Source organism: Bacillus sp. XT-2, from assembly GCF_025696525.1.
Classification (GTDB): domain Bacteria; phylum Bacillota; class Bacilli; order Bacillales; family Bacillaceae; genus Bacillus; species Bacillus halotolerans.
Genome location: NZ_JAHVOC010000006.1, coordinates 105,300 through 122,264, shown reverse-complemented (window position 1 = coordinate 122,264; position 16,965 = coordinate 105,300). Strand labels below are relative to the sequence as shown.

The following is a 16,965-nucleotide window of genomic DNA, read 5'->3' as shown; positions in this document are numbered from 1 at the left end:
AGAGAACCTTTTCGGTTCTCTGCCATCTCTTATTGGAAGCGCTGCTCGGCAAGTGTCTTTTTTATGTCCATCAGCCTGCGGTAAAAGAAAGCAGCGGACTCATAATTTTGCTGCTGATTGAAGCGTTCTGCCGCATCCAGCAGCAGCTCCTCTGCATCAGCGAGAAGCTGGCGGGATTCGAGAAGATCAAAGCACTCTTCCAGAACCTTCCTGTCGCCGCTGCCAAGATAAAGCTCGTGAATAAGGCGGAATTTTGTTAAGTACATGTCATCCGCCCATTCCGCCGCGCTTTTTACCCCGTGTTGATACGTCTCTATTGCTTTGTCATATTTTTCTTCTTTACAGTAGATATGTGTCAGTGAAAATACAGCTTGAACGGTCTGCTGAAATTTGTGCTCTTCAAAAATGGCGGCGGCCTTCTTGAAATAGCCCTCCGCTTCGCTAAGATCTCCCAAGCTGTACTTACAGTGGCCTACGTTATAATGAGCGGCGGCAATCATATATGCTTCCTCAAGCTGCCTTGCATGATCCAAAGCGCTGCACAGGTGCTTGAGCGCCTTTTCATGATGGTAGACATCCGTCAAATTTCCGGCAATGATAAATTCACACTGCACACGGCGGCGGCCGTACAGTTCGTATTTCGTATAGATATCAAGCGCCTGGCTTGCATAATTCATCGAAAAATACGTTTGTTTGATGTGATAATACACTTCTGCGACCTTAAAAAGAAATTCAGCTTTTTCAATCTCATCTTCCACGTACTCCAGCTTTTCCTCGGCGTGCTTATAATGATCAATGGCTAAAATGAAATTTTTCTGCTTAAATTCGTACATCCCTCTGAAATAGTAAAAATAATATTCTAATAAGCCCGTCAGTTTTTGCTGATTGCTTTCAATTTCATTCAGCATGTCAGAGAACGGAGGCTCGGTGTCGCTGTCTTTCACCGGCATCAGCTTGTCCAGCATAATCCGATGCCGAAATTCCATCAAAGAAAAATATAATAGTAAATCCTGATTTTCTTCCATATCTTCTAATTCGTACTCGATCTCCTGCTTTAACGCTTCTGCTTTATCTGCTTCAAACGCACGAATGTGTTTGTACCATTCGTTTAGTTTTACCGCCACTTCTTCAGATGGAATCTTTGCTCTCAATGATCTGCCTCCTTCCTCCTGCTACTATTTATGTTATATTTTATCATAGCTATTCTCTTTTAGAGAGAGTCAATGGCTTAAAACATAACATTCAGCACCTCATGAGAAAGTGAGACCGGTATGAAATTAATAGCAAAAACATCCTTCATCTTATGCCTCCTGTTTGTGGCGGACCTTTGTTTTTCATATGTGCGGCACGCATGGCACGCTCAAACCGCTCTGCAGGACAGGCCTGTTCCTTCCGCTCTTGATCCGATTGTGAAGCAGAATGCCGACACCCTCAAGGCTGCCGCATCAAATAAAGGCATCTCGATCGTGATTACTGAAGGATTCAGATCCTTCAAGGAACAAGACGAATTATATAAGCAAGGACGCACAAAAAAAGGGAATATTGTCACCTACGCAAAAGGAGGGGAATCGTATCATAATTATGGTTTGGCGATTGATTTCGCTCTTCAGAAAAAGGATGGCAGCATCTTATGGGATATGGATTACGACGGCAATCAAAACGGGAAATCAGATTGGCTGGAGGTCGTCACCATCGCTAAAAAACTCGGATTTGAGTGGGGCGGGGATTGGGAACGGTTCAAGGATTACCCTCACTTGCAGATGATTCCTGACTAGACACCTCACAGCCTCTTCTTTTTTCTTTTATGCGCATCAATATATGAAGGATAAATCGGCTTATACACAAGCTTATAATGCTGATGGCTGCCTGCTGAAAAATCAGGCTGCCACTCCAGCTTCACATCAAACGCTGATAAAAATGCTTCTCTCGCTTCGTCAGCTGAAACATCCGGTTTGTGGTTGATTGTTTCTAATTGCTCTGGGTCTATATCCGGAGCCATAAAAGCGTCAACTTTTCCTGTTTCCGGGTTGACGATGATGCGGGCAGCACCGAACCGCAGCGGTATTCCTTTATACCAGACAGAAAAATGATTGCGGACCCTGCCTCTTTCATCGATTCGGATTGGATTCACTCTGAAAAACTCATCAGCTCTCGGATAGAGCGCGTACAAAAACTGAAGCGCTGTCTCTTGGCATTCTTCCATTGAGTAATGTGCAGAACCCTGTAGTTCCATAAATGAAATAGCTGCTTTTAATTTTCCTGTTTTTTTATCAGTCTTCATTTTGATTGTATTTTTATTTCTCGTCGCAAAATAGCTTCCTATGCTTAAATCCTTTCGCTCCGGCGCACTGCCTTTGCGCCAAGTGCTTCCAAGTTCCTCTCCGAAGTCCTTTTCACCGACTTTTTTCATATCAGGGGTAAATCCCAGCATTCCATATATATCGGTTCCTTCTTTTTTTTCAAGCGGCGGGAGAGGCGCCCCGTTTTCCGTTCTTTCATCCGATATATGCTGGTCAGGCACGATTTCATCTACATCCGCTGGATAGCTGTAACCGGGCAAAATCGGTTCATAGACGAGTCTGGGCGACTGTTCATCATCAATGACGTCATACATGAGCCGTAAAGACATGGTATTGACGTAATGAGAAATGACCTTCTCTTTCTCTACGAATTCCTTTGGGATGTCGGCTTTGTTCCCTTGTCCGTAATATAAAAAATGGACAATCTGTCCGCTGCGGGTGATATCTATTAAAAATCCTGAATTAGGAAGCGAGAGGCCCAGCTGTTTTTTTGTATAAACAAACCGGATGTGATGCCCTCGTTCTTCCTTGGCTTGAAAATGAAATTTCATAAATGTGGCCGGATGGTGGGCTGCGGCAAACTGAAGAGCTGTCAGCTTCAGCTCGGCATCTGGGAGCTTTTTGTCCTGCTCGAGGCCGGCGGCTGTTGAAAATGTGAGCAAAGCGCCGTCGTTCGAGAGTTCTACGATAATTTGCTTTTCCGGGTCTTCGGGGTCCTTCCAAATGAAGTATGCATGCCCCTTCTTCTTTTGTTTTTGAGCATAATCTTCGATCTCAAGCTCATAATGCGGCGGTACATTTCCGATCTCTTGCGCCTTCTTTTTCAGCTGTTTGTTTACCAATGAAGTCATCCTTTCAAAGAGTCTACGACAAAGAGAACCTTGTTTATTATATAAAAAGACCCTTCTTCTTTTAAAGTGAAGAAAGGTCCTTTTCTATTAAGGAAACTGGGTTTCCATATCCTTTCTATTACTTTTTTCATACATCAGCCAGTACACACGCCGAAAATGTGTGACTTTTGACTGTTTTACAATGCACTTATGACAGCCTCACCAGTATGGGCATCAATCAATCTCGGATATACCGGGTTGTAGACGAGCCGGTAGCTGTTTTCTTCATCTTCTTCGTATTCTCTCTTCCAGCCAAGCTCGACTTTAAAATGGCGCCAAAAGATAGACTTGGCTTGTTCCGGTGAAATGGATGGAACAGGGTCAATCGCTTGGAGCACTTCAGGGTCAATGTCCGGTCCCATGTAAACGGTAATAAGTCCTGTCTGGCGGCTGACGCAGATTTTGACCTGCCCAAACCGAAGCGGAACTCCGTTACAGTGCACGTCAAACGTAAAGACGGCTGACGAGCTTTCTTCATCCTGTTCAGCGTATTTGATCTTAAAATATTGATCAGCATTCGGAAACAACGCAAACAGAAAACGAATGGCGATTTTTTCGCACTCTTCCTCGCCTACGGTATACGGCCCTTTTTCGTCTATAAACGACATAACACCTTCAAGTTTTCCGGTTTCTTTGTTATGGATGGTTTTCAGCATTTGGTGAATCCGTCCTCTTAACCAGCTGTCCATGCTTTTATCCGCCGGTTGATACACAGGATTATCCGGATTCCGCCAGACGACCCCGATTCTCCCATCCCCTAGATCCGTTTCCCGCTCTTTGACTAAGCCTTTTTCGACCCCGATCATGCTGCCAGGATCGGCCTTTTCGTGAATGCCCTCGAATAAAGGGAGAGGAAAGCTTTCCCGCTCCCTGTAATCGTCATTATCAAATTCTTTTTCTTCTCGAACCAAATCAGCAGACACAGCAATGCCCGCGTTTTCAAACTCATACACCAAATGCGGCTGATCGTCTCCGTTTTTGTAGACAGAGCGATGAAGGATCTCAAACAGGAGAGTGACATCTACATCTTTCTTGAAATAAGCCAGTGCTTCTTTTTCATCTGCGACCTGTTCCGGCTTGATTATATTGCACGCTTTCCCGTAATACCGAAAATACACCACCTCCCCTGATAAGGAGACATCAGCCATAAATCCGCTCATAGGAAGCGGCAGCCCGTCTTCCATTTGAACATATGAAAACCTTACTTTATCATCATACGCCTCATCATTTTCTTCACGGACAAATGCAGACGGAGCTTCAGGATAATGAGAGTGCACGAACTGAATCAAGATATCCTCTATTTGGTCTTCGGACAGCTTCTCATCGCTTTCAAGCTCAATATCACGAGAAAGCCCTTCCAGCTGTCCGTCCGGTCCAAGCTCTACGATGATCCCTTTGTGTTCATCCTGCGGATCTATCCAGCAAAAATACGACCTTTTCCGTTCATCACCATAATCTTCAATTTCCAGCTTTAAGTGTGTCGGCACACGGCCGATTTCCAGTGCTTTTTGTTTCAATTCCTCTTTTTTCACCAAGGCGGCCCCCTTCTTCGTTCGAATGTCACCCTTCGACTGATCACAAAGTAATAGTCTAATATACACAAATTTCTGTGTTTTCCAGTTTTACCAGAACATTTTTCACCAAAAATAGTATGATGAACCTATTCAATATAAAAGCTAATAATCTTAAAATTAATTCCGTTGCAACTTTTTATAGGTCATCAATCGCAAAGAAGGACGGAGTTTCCATAAATCTGGGTAAAACCGTGAGAAAAGAACCGATTTTTTTGGCTGGATGATGTCAATCCATTCAAAAAGATCCAATTCTCAAAGACAAAAGACTCCCCTTTCCTAAAACCATTTGAGGAGGAAAAATGAATGTTTCAGAAAAAAACGTACGCTGTTTTCCTTGTTCTCCTGCTGATGCTGTTTACAGCTGCTTGTTCCGGAAGTAAAACAAGCGCGGAGAAGAAAAATTCAGAAACAGAAAAAAGCGCAGATATAGCTCAAGTTAAGATCAAAGATGTCTCTTATACACTTCCGTCTCAGTATGATAAGTCAACTTCAGATGATCAGCTCGTGTTAAAGGTAAATGTCGCTGTGAAAAACACAGGGAAAGAACCGCTTAATGTAGACAATATGGATTTCACTTTGTATCAGGGTGATACCAAAATGTCTGACACAGATCCTGAAGACTATAACGAAAAGCTGCAGGGCAGCACGATTAACACTGACAAATCCGTTGAAGGAAATCTTTTCTTCGTTGTAGATAAAGGCGAAAAATACGAGCTGAATTATACACCGGAATCTTACGGTGATAAGAAGCCAAAATCAGTTACATTCAAAATTGATGGAAAAGACAAAAAAATCCTTGCGACAGCAGATCAGCTCCAAGACTCTGCGAAAGCTTTATCGGCATATATAGATGTCCTTCTTTTCGGTAAAGATAACAAAGATTTCGAAAAAATCACCGGCGCTAACAAAAATGAGATTGTGAACGACTTTAACGAGTCAGCAAAAGACGGCTACCTCTCAGCATCAGGCCTTTCAAGCACATATGCGGACAGCAAAGCGCTTGATAATATCGTGAACGGCATTAAAGCGGGATTAAGCAAAAACTCATCGATTCAAGCGAAAACAACTTCTATCTCAAAAGATGAAGCCATTGTAGAAGCTACAATTAAACCAGTCGACGCTTCTTCTCTCTCCGACCGCATCGAGGACAGAATGAAAGACTACTACAGCAAGAATTCAGGTGCGAGCTATGAAGATGCTGTAAAATATGCGCTTCAAGTCTATCCAGAAGAGTTCAAAAAGCTTGGCCCGGCTTCAAGTGAAAAAACAGTTGAAGTGAAAATGAAGAAAAATGACATCGACCAGTGGCAGCTTGATATGGACGATTACAGAGCAGCAGAATTAGTTGAAGCATTCATTAAAGAATAAACATCAAAAGGAAATAGCCCTGTGGCTATTTCCTTTTTTATTTAAAAATCCTGCTGATGAAATCTGCTTCATCATCCGTCAGTTCAACATCTAAGGTTTTCAGGTTAGCCTTCAGCTGTTCCGGGCGCTTAGCACCTGGGATGATGGCGTCTACAGCCGGTCTCGTTAACAGCCAAGCCAAGGCGACATGAGCCGTTTCCGCATTCTTTTCCTCAGCTACCGCTTTGAGCTTGTCCACTTTTTTCAGGTTTTGAATAAAGGTGTCTCCCTGGAATTGCGGCTTGTCCTTTCGAGTGTCGTCAAAGGCATCATCTTTTGTAAACTTTCCGGTCAGCAGCCCGGATGCGAGCGGGAAATACGGAATAAAGGAAATCCCGTGTTTTTCACAGTATGGGAGCAGCTCCTTCTCAGCATCACGCTGAATTAAAGAGTATTCTGACTGAAAGACCTCCAAATAGCCGTCCGCATTAAATTCCTGCAATTGCTGATAATTGAGATTCGAAGCCCCGATCGCTTTGATTTTCCCTTCATCCTTCAGTTCCTTCAGCGTGCCCGCGACTTCCGCAAGAGGTGTCTTGCCATCCGGAAAATGAACATAATACAGATCGATGTAATCTGTCTTCAGCCGCTTTAGGCTCTTTTCCACCTCGCCGCGAAGAAAGTCCCGGCTGTTGTCTAATTCAATGCGGCCGTTTACTTCTTTATGGGCTCCTTTAGAGGCGATAATGAGCTGATCCCGGACACCGCGTTCATGAACGACCTCACCGATTAATTCTTCGGATCGCCCCAATCCATATATAAAGGCGGTATCGATAAAGTTCACGCCGCCGTCCAATGCCGTGCGAACCAAGTCCTTGCCAGTTTCATCATTCAGATTCGGAAACAGATTATGCCCGCCGACCGCATTTGCGCCGAATCCGATCCGTTTCACCTGTAAATTCGTTTGCCCAAGTGCACGTGTTTGATCCATTGTCCCTTCTCCTTCCGAAATGATTTGATGAAAAATAGCGCAGGTTCCACTTTCTGTATTAGATATCCTTTTTCTATTTTCCTTCTTTTTTCAGCATACACAAAAAGGAGAAAGTGTATTTCTCCTTTTGCAAGTTTATTTTGGCAGAACCCATTTGTCTTTTAAGAAGCAGGCTCTGGCCAGTAAAAAGAAAATGGCGATGAGCACGACGATGGTTCCGCACGTGTATAGAATGGCAGCCGGACTTATCATCCCGAATAACAGCTGTTTAAATAAGGCGTGCAGGTTTAGGAATGGGATGAAAAAGTAGAATAGATCGATTTGATTCGGCGCCTTATTGAAGATGAAAAACATCGGGAATATAGGCAGAAAGACGACAAGAGACATATAGCTCTGCGCTTCTTTTACCGTGCCGGAAATGATGCTGATCATAAGCTCCATTGCGGCGATCAGCATTGCAGAAAGCACGATGATCAAGGCTGAAGCTCCGATAATGACCCATAAGTGATCTCCCAGCTGAAAGGCTGTTCTTAACTTTTCCGTAAATAAGACGGTGCACAGAATCAGAAAGATCAGTGACAATACGCCAGAAGCTATCCCGAAGGTAGAAACCGCAAGCCACTTGCCGACTAACACTTTGTTTCTGCTGACCGGGGTTAACAGCAGCGCTTCTATGGATTTCCGGTCCTTTTCTCCGGCAATAATATCAAGAGCGATCGGCATGGCACCGGAAACGATTGATGTTAAAAGCAGCATCGGAAGAATGGCGGAAAGCATGATTGCGGAAACGCCCTGCTCCTCATCTGCTTCTTTTTGCTGAACCGAAAACGGCTGGATCACCGAGTGGTCAATATGTTTACTCGTTAAACGTTCTTGCACAATTTCATTTTTGTACTGCTCTAAGGCAGATTGCACAAGCTGCATAGCATTTGATGAACCTTGATCGACCGAGCTGCCATAAACGTCAACCTCAAAAGATGTCATACTGGTGATATAAGAATCAAACTCTTTCGGGACGTTCAGATACACATCCGCTTTGCCGTCATCGACCGCCTGTTCAGGTTTTGCGAATGTCTTTACACTGATTTCGTCAATCGCATTCAGCTTATGTTCCAGCTCAGACGGCAGGGGCTGGCCGACAGCGATCGTGTACTGCTCCCCTTTGTCCGAAAGCATGCTTTCGTAGAAAAACACAAGGCCCAGCATCGTAATCATCGGAACCAAGATCGTCAGTAAAATTGTTTTTCTGTCCCGTAATGCATCGATCATCTCTTTTTTATAAATCTGTCCTACCATTTATGAAATCCCCCTGACCAGCTTAGACATAAAGATGTAGTTCAAATCGTCGCTGCGTTCGCTCTCGTATAGTGTTTCAAGTGCTCCTCTGTAAATGACCTCTCCGCTGTGCATCATAATGACACTGTCACAGAGCGCCTGTACCTCCTCCATAATGTGGCTGGAGAACAGGATGGTTTTGTGTTCTCTTTTCAGCTGCTGAATAAATTCACGGAAGATATTGCTTGACGTAATATCTAGTCCTGTCGTCGGCTCGTCAAATAAAATGATATCCGGATCGTGAATCAGCGCCCTGGCAATGGCGACTTTCTGCCTCATTCCTTTTGAAAACCCGCCCACTCTCCGGTCCATATAATCACGCATGCCGAACCGTTTTGATAAATCTTCAATTCTCGCTTTGATTTCGTGGCGGTTCAGCCCGTACAGCCGGCCAAAGTACTGTAAATTTTCTTTTGCAGTCATCCGGTCATAGAGTCCTGTTTCTCCCCCGAATAAGACGCCGATTCGTTTCTTGACCTCCGCCGGCTGCTTGGCCGTGTCAAAGCCGTCTACTGCGATCGTGCCCTGTGTCGGTTCAAGCAGGGTCGCGATCATTCTCAGCATCGTTGTTTTGCCGGCTCCGTTTTCTCCGAGAATGCCGACGACTTCTCCTTTTTGAATCGTTAAGCTTACATCACGCACAGCTTTGACTACTTTTTTCTTATCTGTAAACCTGCGGCTGCAATCCGTCAGTGTAATCATGTCACAATCTCCCTTTTCGTTATTTCTAGTAATGACTATATACGAAAAGCTGGATTTGTTGGATAAAGTTGTCGCGAAGAGTTCTTTTTATGTCGCGAAATGGGATAAAATAAAGATGATTCTATTTAACTAGGGGAATGATAATGGTAAAAGTCGGACTAGTCGATGATTATCGAGTAGATTTAGAGAAGCTGGAAGCAATCGTGTCCAGAATGCAGGATGTCGAAATTGTCTTTGCAACCGATTCGGCGGAGGAAGCTTACAGCCGGGTGAAGAACGGGGACATTGATCTTCTGCTTGCCGATATTGAGATGCCTCACATGTCAGGCTACGAGCTGGCGGATTTAATCAGATCTCATTCGCTGGATGTGGATGTGATTTTCGTCACCGGCAACAGCGGCTATGCGGTTCACGCATTTGATCTGAACGTCCACGACTATATTATGAAGCCGTACCACGCCGATCGTCTCAGCTCTTCCTTCGAACGTTATTTCAAAAAGAAAACGGAAACGAGCTTGAACGGGCGGATTTTGATTAAACAAAAATCTAAAATGCATGTGCTGCAAAAGAAGGATATCATTTTCGCCGAACGCACAGGACGGTCGACAACGATTGTGACAACAGCTGAAGAAGTGCAAACGTATCAAACATTAAACGATATTAAAGGCGATCTGCCGGAGAAGGATTTTCTTCGTTCGCACCGCTCCTTTATTATCAACATTCATTACATTAAGCATTTTTCCGCTTATACGAAGCATTCGTTTACGGTTTCGTTTGAGGGAACATCTAAAAAAGCGATGATTACCAAGCAGCAGCTTGATTATTTTCAAAACTATTATTTTTGAGGAGCGCAGGTTGTGATAACTCTGTTTCAATGTCTTTATTTGTTTTTATTCAGTTTCCTATTTTATCAGTCGGCTGCCATTCTATCGCACAGCACAGCCGTTTCTTGGCTCGCCGCTGCTTTAGGCGCGGCGGCAGCGGTTTTATACATACGGAAAACGAAGCCTATGCGGGATCGCTGTCCGCTTCAGCTCTATTCATGTATCGCCGTGATTCACATTCTGTCGGCGGCGTTTTTGCTGATCGCCCCCTCTGGATTGGCACTGCTGCTTGCGATTGTGATATTCGCAACGTGTGAATGGCTCCGCATCGGGCTGTGCCGCTCGCTGACAAAGCTTTTTGAACAAATCGATCGGCTGACTCAGGCTGAACAGCACGCCAATCGAATGCTGATGGATGTCAGGAGCCGGAATCACGATACAATGAAGCATATCACAGCGCTCAGCTCGGCGCAGTCAGAGCCGGACACACAAACATACATAAAACATTGGGCGGGCCAGTACAGTCAATATGACCGGTTTTTGAAAGGAGAGAGTGCGTACATCGCAGGGGTGCTGTATGACTTTCTGGAAAAAGCAAACGCTTCGAATGTGAACGTTTCACTGCATTTGCATACACCGCTTTCTTCCCTCCCTTTCTCTCCCGCTGATCAGGTCAGCCTGGCCGGCAACATATTAGAAAATGCGCTCGACAGCGCTGCAGAGGCCCCTGAGAAAGCGGAGATCAAGCTGGAGACAACACTGCGAAGCGGGCTTTATGTGCTGATTTGTGAAAATACGACACCCGGCATGGAACCGAAAGTGCTCGATACACTGTATCAGTCATTCGGCCATACGACGAAAAGCGGCACTCATGAAGGAATCGGCACTTATGTGATCCAAAAGCTGGTGAACCAAGCTTTTGGCAAGCTTGATTTCACATATCGCCACCCTGTCTTCCGTTTAGAAATCAAAATTCCGTTCCAAAAATAAAAAACCTTGAAAAGCTTGGCTTTTCAAGGTTTTTTGTTCGTCATTAAGATGTTAATGATTGTGCAAAGCGATCCGCTTCATCTTGAAGCGTGCTTTCAATTTCTTTGTAGCGGCTTGAAATCGTTGATGCGCTTACGCCGTATTTTTTCGCCAGTTTGGCTTGGGAAACGGTTGCGCCGTTAAGTGAGATTGCATTCACATAATATTCAACTGCCGCCGCAAAAGCTTCCGGCTTTCTGATGACAGGTGATTTTTTCTCGCAGAACGATTTCCAAATGTCAATGACTGCCGGAATCAGCTCATTCGGATATTCATCTCCGCTCATGCCTTTTTCGATCGCCGCCGCTGTTTCTTTCTCCATGTCGTTTGCCCACTCAACGCTGCTTTCTTGAACAGGCTCCGCTTGCTGGGGCTGTTCATCTTTTTCAGCTAACAGCGCAAAAAGTACGTTGTTGAACTCCTGCTTCATGAAGTCCTCCGGCGTTTTGCCGTTTTTCACTGCAGCATCCGCATATGTCTTCACCTTGCTGATCAGCTCTTCCGTTCTCTTCACTGGGAAGATTGTGAACTGCATGAAGAATTCCGCTTTTTCCGCTTCGTGAATCGGATAGCCGAGAATCAAGCTTCCCACTGGAGGGAGGTCTTGACTTGTGACGTCCATTTCCACGTCGAATTGTTTTTTCGTAATGACATCTTCAAAATGAATAACTGCTTCTTTCATATCCTTCAGCAGCAATAAAGCAGGCGTCATGCTCTTCCAAGATTCAACGATCTCACGTGTTTTCGGGCGGGTGATCGAATCGCCTTTTTTCTGAAGGTACTCTTCAAAGATCGTTTTGTCACCAGCGAGCGGGTGAAAGAAGATTCCCCAGATTCCTAAATTAAATACACTGATGTCCTTTGTCTGCCTGTCCATAGAAGAAAGAAAATCATGCTGGTTGATAAAACCTGAAATGCTTTCTCTATGTACTGTGAAGGCATACTCCACTAAGTCTTCCTGAATTTGTTTTGCTTCTTTTGCCGCTAATTCTGTCGGGAAGTCGACAACTTTATTTCCGCAGCATTTTTTATATTTCTTACCGCTGCCGCATGGGCAAGGGGCATTTCTTTTCACTTTTCCCACAATAAACCCTCCGAATTCTGTTGTAACTTTTCTATTTTAACAAAAATAACTTCTGAGGGCTTGGTTTCGGGCTAAAAAAGAATTTGGTAATGTGACAGCCTGGTTCATTATGTAAATTTACCTATGACTTTTTCATCAACTTTTGTGATTTAAGACTTATAACCTATTCAAACTTTAGGCCCTTCTTTTTTACAATCGTTAGGTGTTTATCTAAAATTTTTAAGGAAGTGTTTATGTTGGAACTAGCTGGTTTTATGCTGCGCACCTGCGCTCTTGTGCTTGACGTGATCATTGCGGCCGCAGTGATTTTAGCATCCGGATTTATGTTTGGCGACGGGTCCGCTGGCGTCATCGCTGTCGCCATATTGATGCTGCTTGTGTATCCTTTGCTGATGCCGCTGACAAATTGGAAGGGTACGCTGGGCAAAAAAATCATCGGGCTGCAAATCGTGAGAGATGAAACACACGAGAAAATCTCCCTCCCTCAGGCCATTGTCCGTTACCTGATAGCGTGGGTGCATGTGTTTTCCCGCCTGATCTATTTAACAGCCGCATTTACGAAGAAAAAACAAACCGTTCATGATATGGCTGCGAAAACAATTGTGCTGAAAGCAGAATAACCTTGAAGAATAGGATTCTTCAAGGTTATGTTTCTCATTAGTTCGTATTTTGTCCGCCGCCGTTCAGCCCTTCTTTAATCAGGCTGTTGACTTGGCTGCTGTACAGAAGGCCGATATGTCCGACACCGTTGATACGAACATTTTTTGCCCCTTCTAAATTAGACAGATAGTTCATAACAATCATGTCCGCCGAGCTGTAAATAGACGTATATAAAATCTTTTGATTTGGGTCCGTTCCCGGAAGCGCCTTGTTTGAAACGAGACGGTTCGCGCCGCCAAGCGTTACGACGTTTTCAATTTTATTACCGCCGTCCAGTTTTTTTATGTAATAAAGCGTGTTGGCGCCCCCCATGCTGTGAGCGACAATGTCCACTTTTTTCGCACCGGTTTCATCTAATACCTTTTGCACAAAACGTGATAATACTGGGCCGTTGTTTAAGTTATTGCCTGTCTTGTCCCAAAAATCTACAGCATACAGCTTGTCCCGTGACCAGCCTTGTGATGCCAAATACGTTTTAATACCGGCAAAGTTAAAAGAAGCTCCGCCAATTCCGTGAACCATCACCACCGGATTATGTTCAGCGGCTTTCGCTGACGGCTGCATCGCAAACATGGATGTAACTGACAGCGCAACAATTGTTACAAGTGCAATGATCTTACCTCTTAAAAGTTTCATAATATCCTCCTTTTTTTGTAACAAATTCTTAAATTATAATACTTTGGCAAATTAATTAAGTAAAGGGTAAATTTTACTTATTTTTAAAGAAATTTTAAGGTTGAGAGAACATTTCAGCTGTTTATGATCCCGAAAATGCAAAAAAAGAAGGCTTTTTCGCCTTCTTCTCTTTAATATTCATTAAAATAGTCTTGGATTTTTTTAGGATCATCTGTTTTGGTGAGCGCGAGCATTAACAATATCCGGGCTTTTTGCGGATTTAAGGAGTTTGATGCCAAAAGGCCGTTTTTCACATAGTCGCCGTTCGGTGTGACGACACCATTTCCCGTACGGGTTGAGCGAACCACTGTGACGCCTTTTTTGACCGCTCTGACTGCCCCCTTTTCGGCTGTTTCAGATAAAGATCCGTTGCCTGATCCCGCGAAGACTATGCCTTTTGTGCCAGCCTTTACAGCCGCATCAAACAGATAGCTTCCGTCATTTTGGTAGCCGTACAGAATGTCTACTTGCGGCAGTTTATCAAGGCTGGAAACCGAGAAATCCGTATCCTTTGTATGCTTGCGTGTCATTTCATTATGAAAATAAATGTCATCGGCAATCGTTCCGATGTATCCCATTTCTTCTGATTTAAAGGTGTCTGTTGCGGTTGTGTTGGTTTTTGTAACGTACCGTGCTGAAGCAATGCGGTCATTGAGAACGACGAGCGTCCCTTTCCCTTTTGCATCAGGTGCGCCTGCCACTTTAACTGCGTTATACAAGTTGGACGGGCCGTCAGCACTGATGGCTGTGGACGGCCTCATCGAACCGGCAACAACAACCGGTTTATCGCTTTTTACAATGAGGTTCAGAAAATAAGCCGTTTCTTCTAATGTATCTGTTCCGTGGGTCACGACAATACCGTCAACATCTTCTGAAGAAAGCAGTTTGTTGACTCGTTTTCCGAGCTTCAGCAATGTTTTGTTATCAATGTTTGTGCTTCCGACGTTAACCACTTGCTCGCCGCTGACATTCGCAATGTCCTTCATCTCTGGCACCGCTTTGATCAGAGACTCAACGCCGACGACACCTGCTTTGTATTCAGTTGTAGAGGTTTTTGATTTATCGGCTCCGGCAATCGTACCTCCTGTCGCCAGTATTTTGATATTTGGAAGGTCATTTTTTTTGGAAGCAGAAGCTGAAGAAACTTTTTGTGTCTGCGGTTTTTCTTTTGGGGATTCTTTTGCTTCAGGAGATTGTGAGCATCCGGTAAAAGCAAGCAATAGTGCGGTAAAAAGGGTCAGTAAGAGGAATCGTTGTGTTTTCATGTTTTCTCTCCTTTTGTTTGGTAACGTCTTTACACCTTTTAATAATTGAATATTTCATTTATTCAGTCAAAATGTGCGTCAGGTTATCTCTCAGCTTTTTTATATGCTCATTTTATTTTCTTATTCGAGTTCCTTTATCTTGACATTCGATGGGTGAATCATGATAATAGACCAGTCACTATATTTTATGATCGCAATCAGTAAGGTGGGAATGTTATGAGCTATGGAGATTCTCGTGAGAAAATCCTTTCTGCAGCTACCCGGCTTTTTCAGCTGCAAGGGTATTACGGCACGGGACTGAACCAGATTATTAAAGAAAGCGGTGCACCTAAAGGCTCTCTTTACTACCACTTTCCCGGGGGTAAAGAACAGCTGGCAATTGAAGCCGTGAATGAAATGAAGGAATACATCCGCCAGAAAATCACAGACTGCATGGACGTGAGCACTGATCCCGCAGAAGGCATTCAAGCCTTTCTGAAGGAGCTCTCATGTCAATTCTCATGCACAGAGGACATTGAAGGCCTGCCCGTCGGCTTGCTTGCGGCAGAGACATCATTAAAAAGCGAGCCTTTGCGAAAAGCCTGTGATGAAGCCTACAAAGCGTGGTCCCTTGTGTTTGAGGAAAAATTGCAGCTGTCGGGTTACAGCGAGAGCCATGCCAAGGAATCAAGCATCATCATTAACGCGATGATTGAAGGCGGCATTCTTTTATCATTAACGGCAAAAGACAGCACACCGCTTCTTCATATCTCCAGCCGCATTCCCGCTCTGTTGAAGAAATAAAAAAAGAGACATACTACTACAAGCTGAGTGAATACATTCAGATGAACGAGAGGAGAAATAGATTTGGAAACAGCAGCTAAAGCATCTCAGCAATATAAAGTGATGCCAATTATGATATCTTTGCTGACGGCCGGTTTTATCGGTATGTTCAGTGAAACAGCGCTGAATATCGCGTTAACCGATCTTATGAAGGAATTGAACATTACAGCGGCAACCGTTCAATGGTTAACAACAGGCTATTTGCTTGTGCTCGGTATTCTTGTTCCTGTTTCAGGTCTGCTATTGCAATGGTTTACAACTAGACAGCTTTTTACTGTGTCACTGATTTTTTCAATCATAGGCACCTTGATTGCGGCGCTTGCGCCTAGCTTCTCATTTTTATTAGCGGCGAGAATCGTTCAGGCACTTGGAACAGGACTCTTATTACCGCTCATGTTTAATACGATTTTGGTGATTTTCCCGCCCCATAAACGGGGAGCGGCCATGGGAACAATCGGACTTGTCATTATGTTTGCGCCGGCAATCGGCCCTACATTTTCCGGGTTGGTTCTTGAGCACCTTAACTGGCACTGGATTTTCTGGATCTCTCTTCCGTTCCTTGTGCTTGCGCTCATTTTCGGTATCCTGTACATGCAAAATGTGTCTGACATCACAAAACCGAAAATTGATGTCCTGTCTATTATTTTGTCGACGATCGGCTTCGGCGGCATTGTGTTTGGATTCAGCAACGCGGGTGAAGGCTCTGGCGGATGGTCCAGCCCGACTGTGATCGTTTCACTTATTGTCGGTGTTATCGCCCTTATTCTATTTTCAATCCGTCAACTGACGATGAAGCAGCCGATGATGAACCTGCGTGCATTCAGATACCCGATGTTTATTTTGGGCGTCATTATGGTCTTTATTTGCATGATGGTCATCCTGTCATCCATGCTGCTTCTGCCGATGTATCTGCAAGGCGGCTTAGTCTTAACAGCATTTGCCTCAGGACTTATTCTCTTGCCGGGCGGTATTTTAAACGGATTTATGTCACCTGTCACAGGCCGTCTGTTTGATAAATACGGACCGAAGTGGCTTGTTATTCCGGGATTTTTGATTGTGACTATTGTTCTGTGGCTCTTCTCAAATCTCACGACAGCTTCAACAGCAGTGCTGATTATCGTGCTGCATACCTGTTTGATGATTGGGATCTCCATGATTATGATGCCTGCTCAGACAAACGGTTTAAACCAGCTTCCGCGTGAGTTTTATCCGGACGGCACTGCCATTATGAACACACTTCAGCAAATGGCGGGCGCGATCGGGACAGCGGTTGCGGTCAGCATCATGGCTGCCGGTCAGCATGACTACATGAGCAGCGTAAAAAATCCAGCCGATCCGGCAGTCATTCCGCAAGCATTGACAGCTGGCGTTCAGCATGCATTTGTCTTTGCGATGATTGTTGCGATTATCGGTTTAATTGCCGCTTTCTTTTTGAAGCGAGTAAAGGTTGATCATCAATAAGAAAAC

At 44.4% G+C, this 16,965-nt stretch carries 16 protein-coding genes and 1 pseudogene; 8 read left to right on the top strand and 9 right to left on the bottom strand.

Annotation, left to right across the window (positions count from 1 at the left end; translation table 11 throughout):
- Positions 1-29 precede the first annotated feature (29 nt).
- Positions 30-1,151 (bottom strand): Rap family tetratricopeptide repeat protein, encoded by a 1,122-nt coding sequence (locus KXD37_RS16190; protein ID WP_024120118.1) that lies wholly within the window; start codon positions 1,149-1,151, stop codon positions 30-32.
- Between the two features lie 120 nt (positions 1,152-1,271).
- Here KXD37_RS16190 and KXD37_RS16185 point away from each other — a divergent pair, with 120 nt between their 5' ends.
- Positions 1,272-1,775: a M15 family metallopeptidase gene (locus KXD37_RS16185; protein ID WP_024120117.1), complete on the top strand. Its 504-nt coding sequence runs from the start codon at positions 1,272-1,274 to the stop codon at positions 1,773-1,775.
- Positions 1,776-1,780: 5 nt separating this feature from the next.
- On the opposite strand, the gene KXD37_RS16180 is transcribed toward KXD37_RS16185, so the two are convergent.
- Positions 1,781-3,142, bottom strand: coding sequence for a YcdB/YcdC domain-containing protein (locus KXD37_RS16180; protein ID WP_188323504.1), 1,362 nt, complete (start codon positions 3,140-3,142; stop codon positions 1,781-1,783).
- 185 nt (positions 3,143-3,327) lie between these two features.
- Complete coding sequence (locus KXD37_RS16175) at positions 3,328-4,749, bottom strand: YcdB/YcdC domain-containing protein (RefSeq protein WP_263463667.1); 1,422 nt, start codon at positions 4,747-4,749, stop codon at positions 3,328-3,330.
- 160 nt (positions 4,750-4,909) lie between these two features.
- Between KXD37_RS16175 and KXD37_RS16170 the strand changes: the two are divergent.
- Positions 4,910-5,044 (top strand): annotated as a pseudogene (locus KXD37_RS16170) (hypothetical protein).
- Between the two features lie 23 nt (positions 5,045-5,067).
- Positions 5,068-6,132 (top strand): DUF4352 domain-containing protein, encoded by a 1,065-nt coding sequence (locus KXD37_RS16165; RefSeq protein ID WP_101865318.1) that lies wholly within the window; start codon positions 5,068-5,070, stop codon positions 6,130-6,132.
- A gap of 37 nt (positions 6,133-6,169) precedes the next feature.
- Here the strand turns inward: KXD37_RS16165 and KXD37_RS16160 are convergent, their stop codons facing one another.
- From KXD37_RS16160 to natA, 3 genes are all read right to left on the bottom strand, one after another.
- Complete coding sequence (locus KXD37_RS16160; protein ID WP_188323503.1) at positions 6,170-7,102, bottom strand: aldo/keto reductase; 933 nt, start codon at positions 7,100-7,102, stop codon at positions 6,170-6,172.
- A 135-nt stretch (positions 7,103-7,237) separates the two neighbouring features.
- Positions 7,238-8,398: an ABC transporter permease gene (locus tag KXD37_RS16155; RefSeq protein WP_254518016.1), complete on the bottom strand. Its 1,161-nt coding sequence runs from the start codon at positions 8,396-8,398 to the stop codon at positions 7,238-7,240.
- Entirely contained in the window at positions 8,399-9,139 is a 741-nt protein-coding gene (gene natA / locus KXD37_RS16150; protein WP_059292022.1) for a sodium ABC transporter ATP-binding protein NatA, read from the bottom strand.
- Positions 9,140-9,282: 143 nt separating this feature from the next.
- Here natA and natR point away from each other — a divergent pair, with 143 nt between their 5' ends.
- On the top strand, positions 9,283-9,984 hold the full coding sequence (gene natR / locus KXD37_RS16145; RefSeq protein WP_024120110.1) for a two-component system response regulator NatR: 702 nt from the start codon (positions 9,283-9,285) through the stop codon (positions 9,982-9,984).
- A 12-nt stretch (positions 9,985-9,996) separates the two neighbouring features.
- Positions 9,997-10,953 carry a sensor histidine kinase gene (locus tag KXD37_RS16140; protein WP_254518015.1) on the top strand — a complete coding sequence of 319 codons (957 nt, stop codon included), beginning with the start codon at positions 9,997-9,999 and terminating at the stop codon, positions 10,951-10,953.
- Positions 10,954-10,996: 43 nt separating this feature from the next.
- Here KXD37_RS16140 and KXD37_RS16135 read toward each other — a convergent pair whose 3' ends face one another.
- Positions 10,997-12,076 carry a helix-turn-helix domain-containing protein gene (locus KXD37_RS16135; RefSeq protein WP_024120108.1) on the bottom strand — a complete coding sequence of 360 codons (1,080 nt, stop codon included), beginning with the start codon at positions 12,074-12,076 and terminating at the stop codon, positions 10,997-10,999.
- A 236-nt stretch (positions 12,077-12,312) separates the two neighbouring features.
- Here KXD37_RS16135 and KXD37_RS16130 point away from each other — a divergent pair, with 236 nt between their 5' ends.
- The gene (locus KXD37_RS16130; RefSeq protein WP_106021252.1) at positions 12,313-12,696 is read left to right on the top strand and encodes an RDD family protein; all 384 of its coding nucleotides are present in this window, start codon (positions 12,313-12,315) and stop codon (positions 12,694-12,696) included.
- Between the two features lie 37 nt (positions 12,697-12,733).
- On the opposite strand, the gene KXD37_RS16125 is transcribed toward KXD37_RS16130, so the two are convergent.
- Positions 12,734-13,372, bottom strand: coding sequence for an esterase/lipase family protein (locus KXD37_RS16125; protein WP_095714483.1), 639 nt, complete (start codon positions 13,370-13,372; stop codon positions 12,734-12,736).
- A gap of 170 nt (positions 13,373-13,542) precedes the next feature.
- Positions 13,543-14,676, bottom strand: a complete 1,134-nt coding sequence (locus KXD37_RS16120; RefSeq protein ID WP_188323501.1) for a type II asparaginase — start codon at positions 14,674-14,676, stop codon at positions 13,543-13,545.
- Between the two features lie 216 nt (positions 14,677-14,892).
- Between KXD37_RS16120 and KXD37_RS16115 the strand changes: the two genes are divergently transcribed.
- A complete protein-coding gene (locus KXD37_RS16115; RefSeq protein ID WP_024120104.1) occupies positions 14,893-15,459 on the top strand; it encodes a TetR/AcrR family transcriptional regulator in 567 nt (188 codons plus the stop codon).
- A gap of 57 nt (positions 15,460-15,516) precedes the next feature.
- A complete protein-coding gene (gene lmr(B), locus KXD37_RS16110) occupies positions 15,517-16,959 on the top strand; it encodes a lincomycin efflux MFS transporter Lmr(B) (RefSeq protein ID WP_063623076.1) in 1,443 nt (480 codons plus the stop codon).
- The last annotated feature ends 6 nt before the right edge of the window (positions 16,960-16,965 follow it).

Excerpts from the sequence above, each read along its gene's own strand:
- KXD37_RS16155 (WP_254518016.1), bottom strand. The coding sequence starts at position 8,398 with ATGGTAGGACAGATTTATAAAAAAGAGATGATCGATGCATTACGGGAC.
- natA (WP_059292022.1), bottom strand. The coding sequence starts at position 9,139 with ATGATTACACTGACGGATTGCAGCCGCAGGTTTACAGATAAGAAAAAA.
- KXD37_RS16185 (WP_024120117.1), top strand. The coding sequence starts at position 1,272 with ATGAAATTAATAGCAAAAACATCCTTCATCTTATGCCTCCTGTTTGTG.
- natR (WP_024120110.1), top strand. The coding sequence starts at position 9,283 with ATGGTAAAAGTCGGACTAGTCGATGATTATCGAGTAGATTTAGAGAAG.
- KXD37_RS16115 (WP_024120104.1), top strand. The coding sequence starts at position 14,893 with ATGAGCTATGGAGATTCTCGTGAGAAAATCCTTTCTGCAGCTACCCGG.
- KXD37_RS16165 (WP_101865318.1), top strand. The coding sequence starts at position 5,068 with ATGTTTCAGAAAAAAACGTACGCTGTTTTCCTTGTTCTCCTGCTGATG.
- KXD37_RS16120 (WP_188323501.1), bottom strand. The coding sequence starts at position 14,676 with ATGAAAACACAACGATTCCTCTTACTGACCCTTTTTACCGCACTATTG.
- KXD37_RS16160 (WP_188323503.1), bottom strand. The coding sequence starts at position 7,102 with ATGGATCAAACACGTGCACTTGGGCAAACGAATTTACAGGTGAAACGG.
- KXD37_RS16125 (WP_095714483.1), bottom strand. The coding sequence starts at position 13,372 with ATGAAACTTTTAAGAGGTAAGATCATTGCACTTGTAACAATTGTTGCG.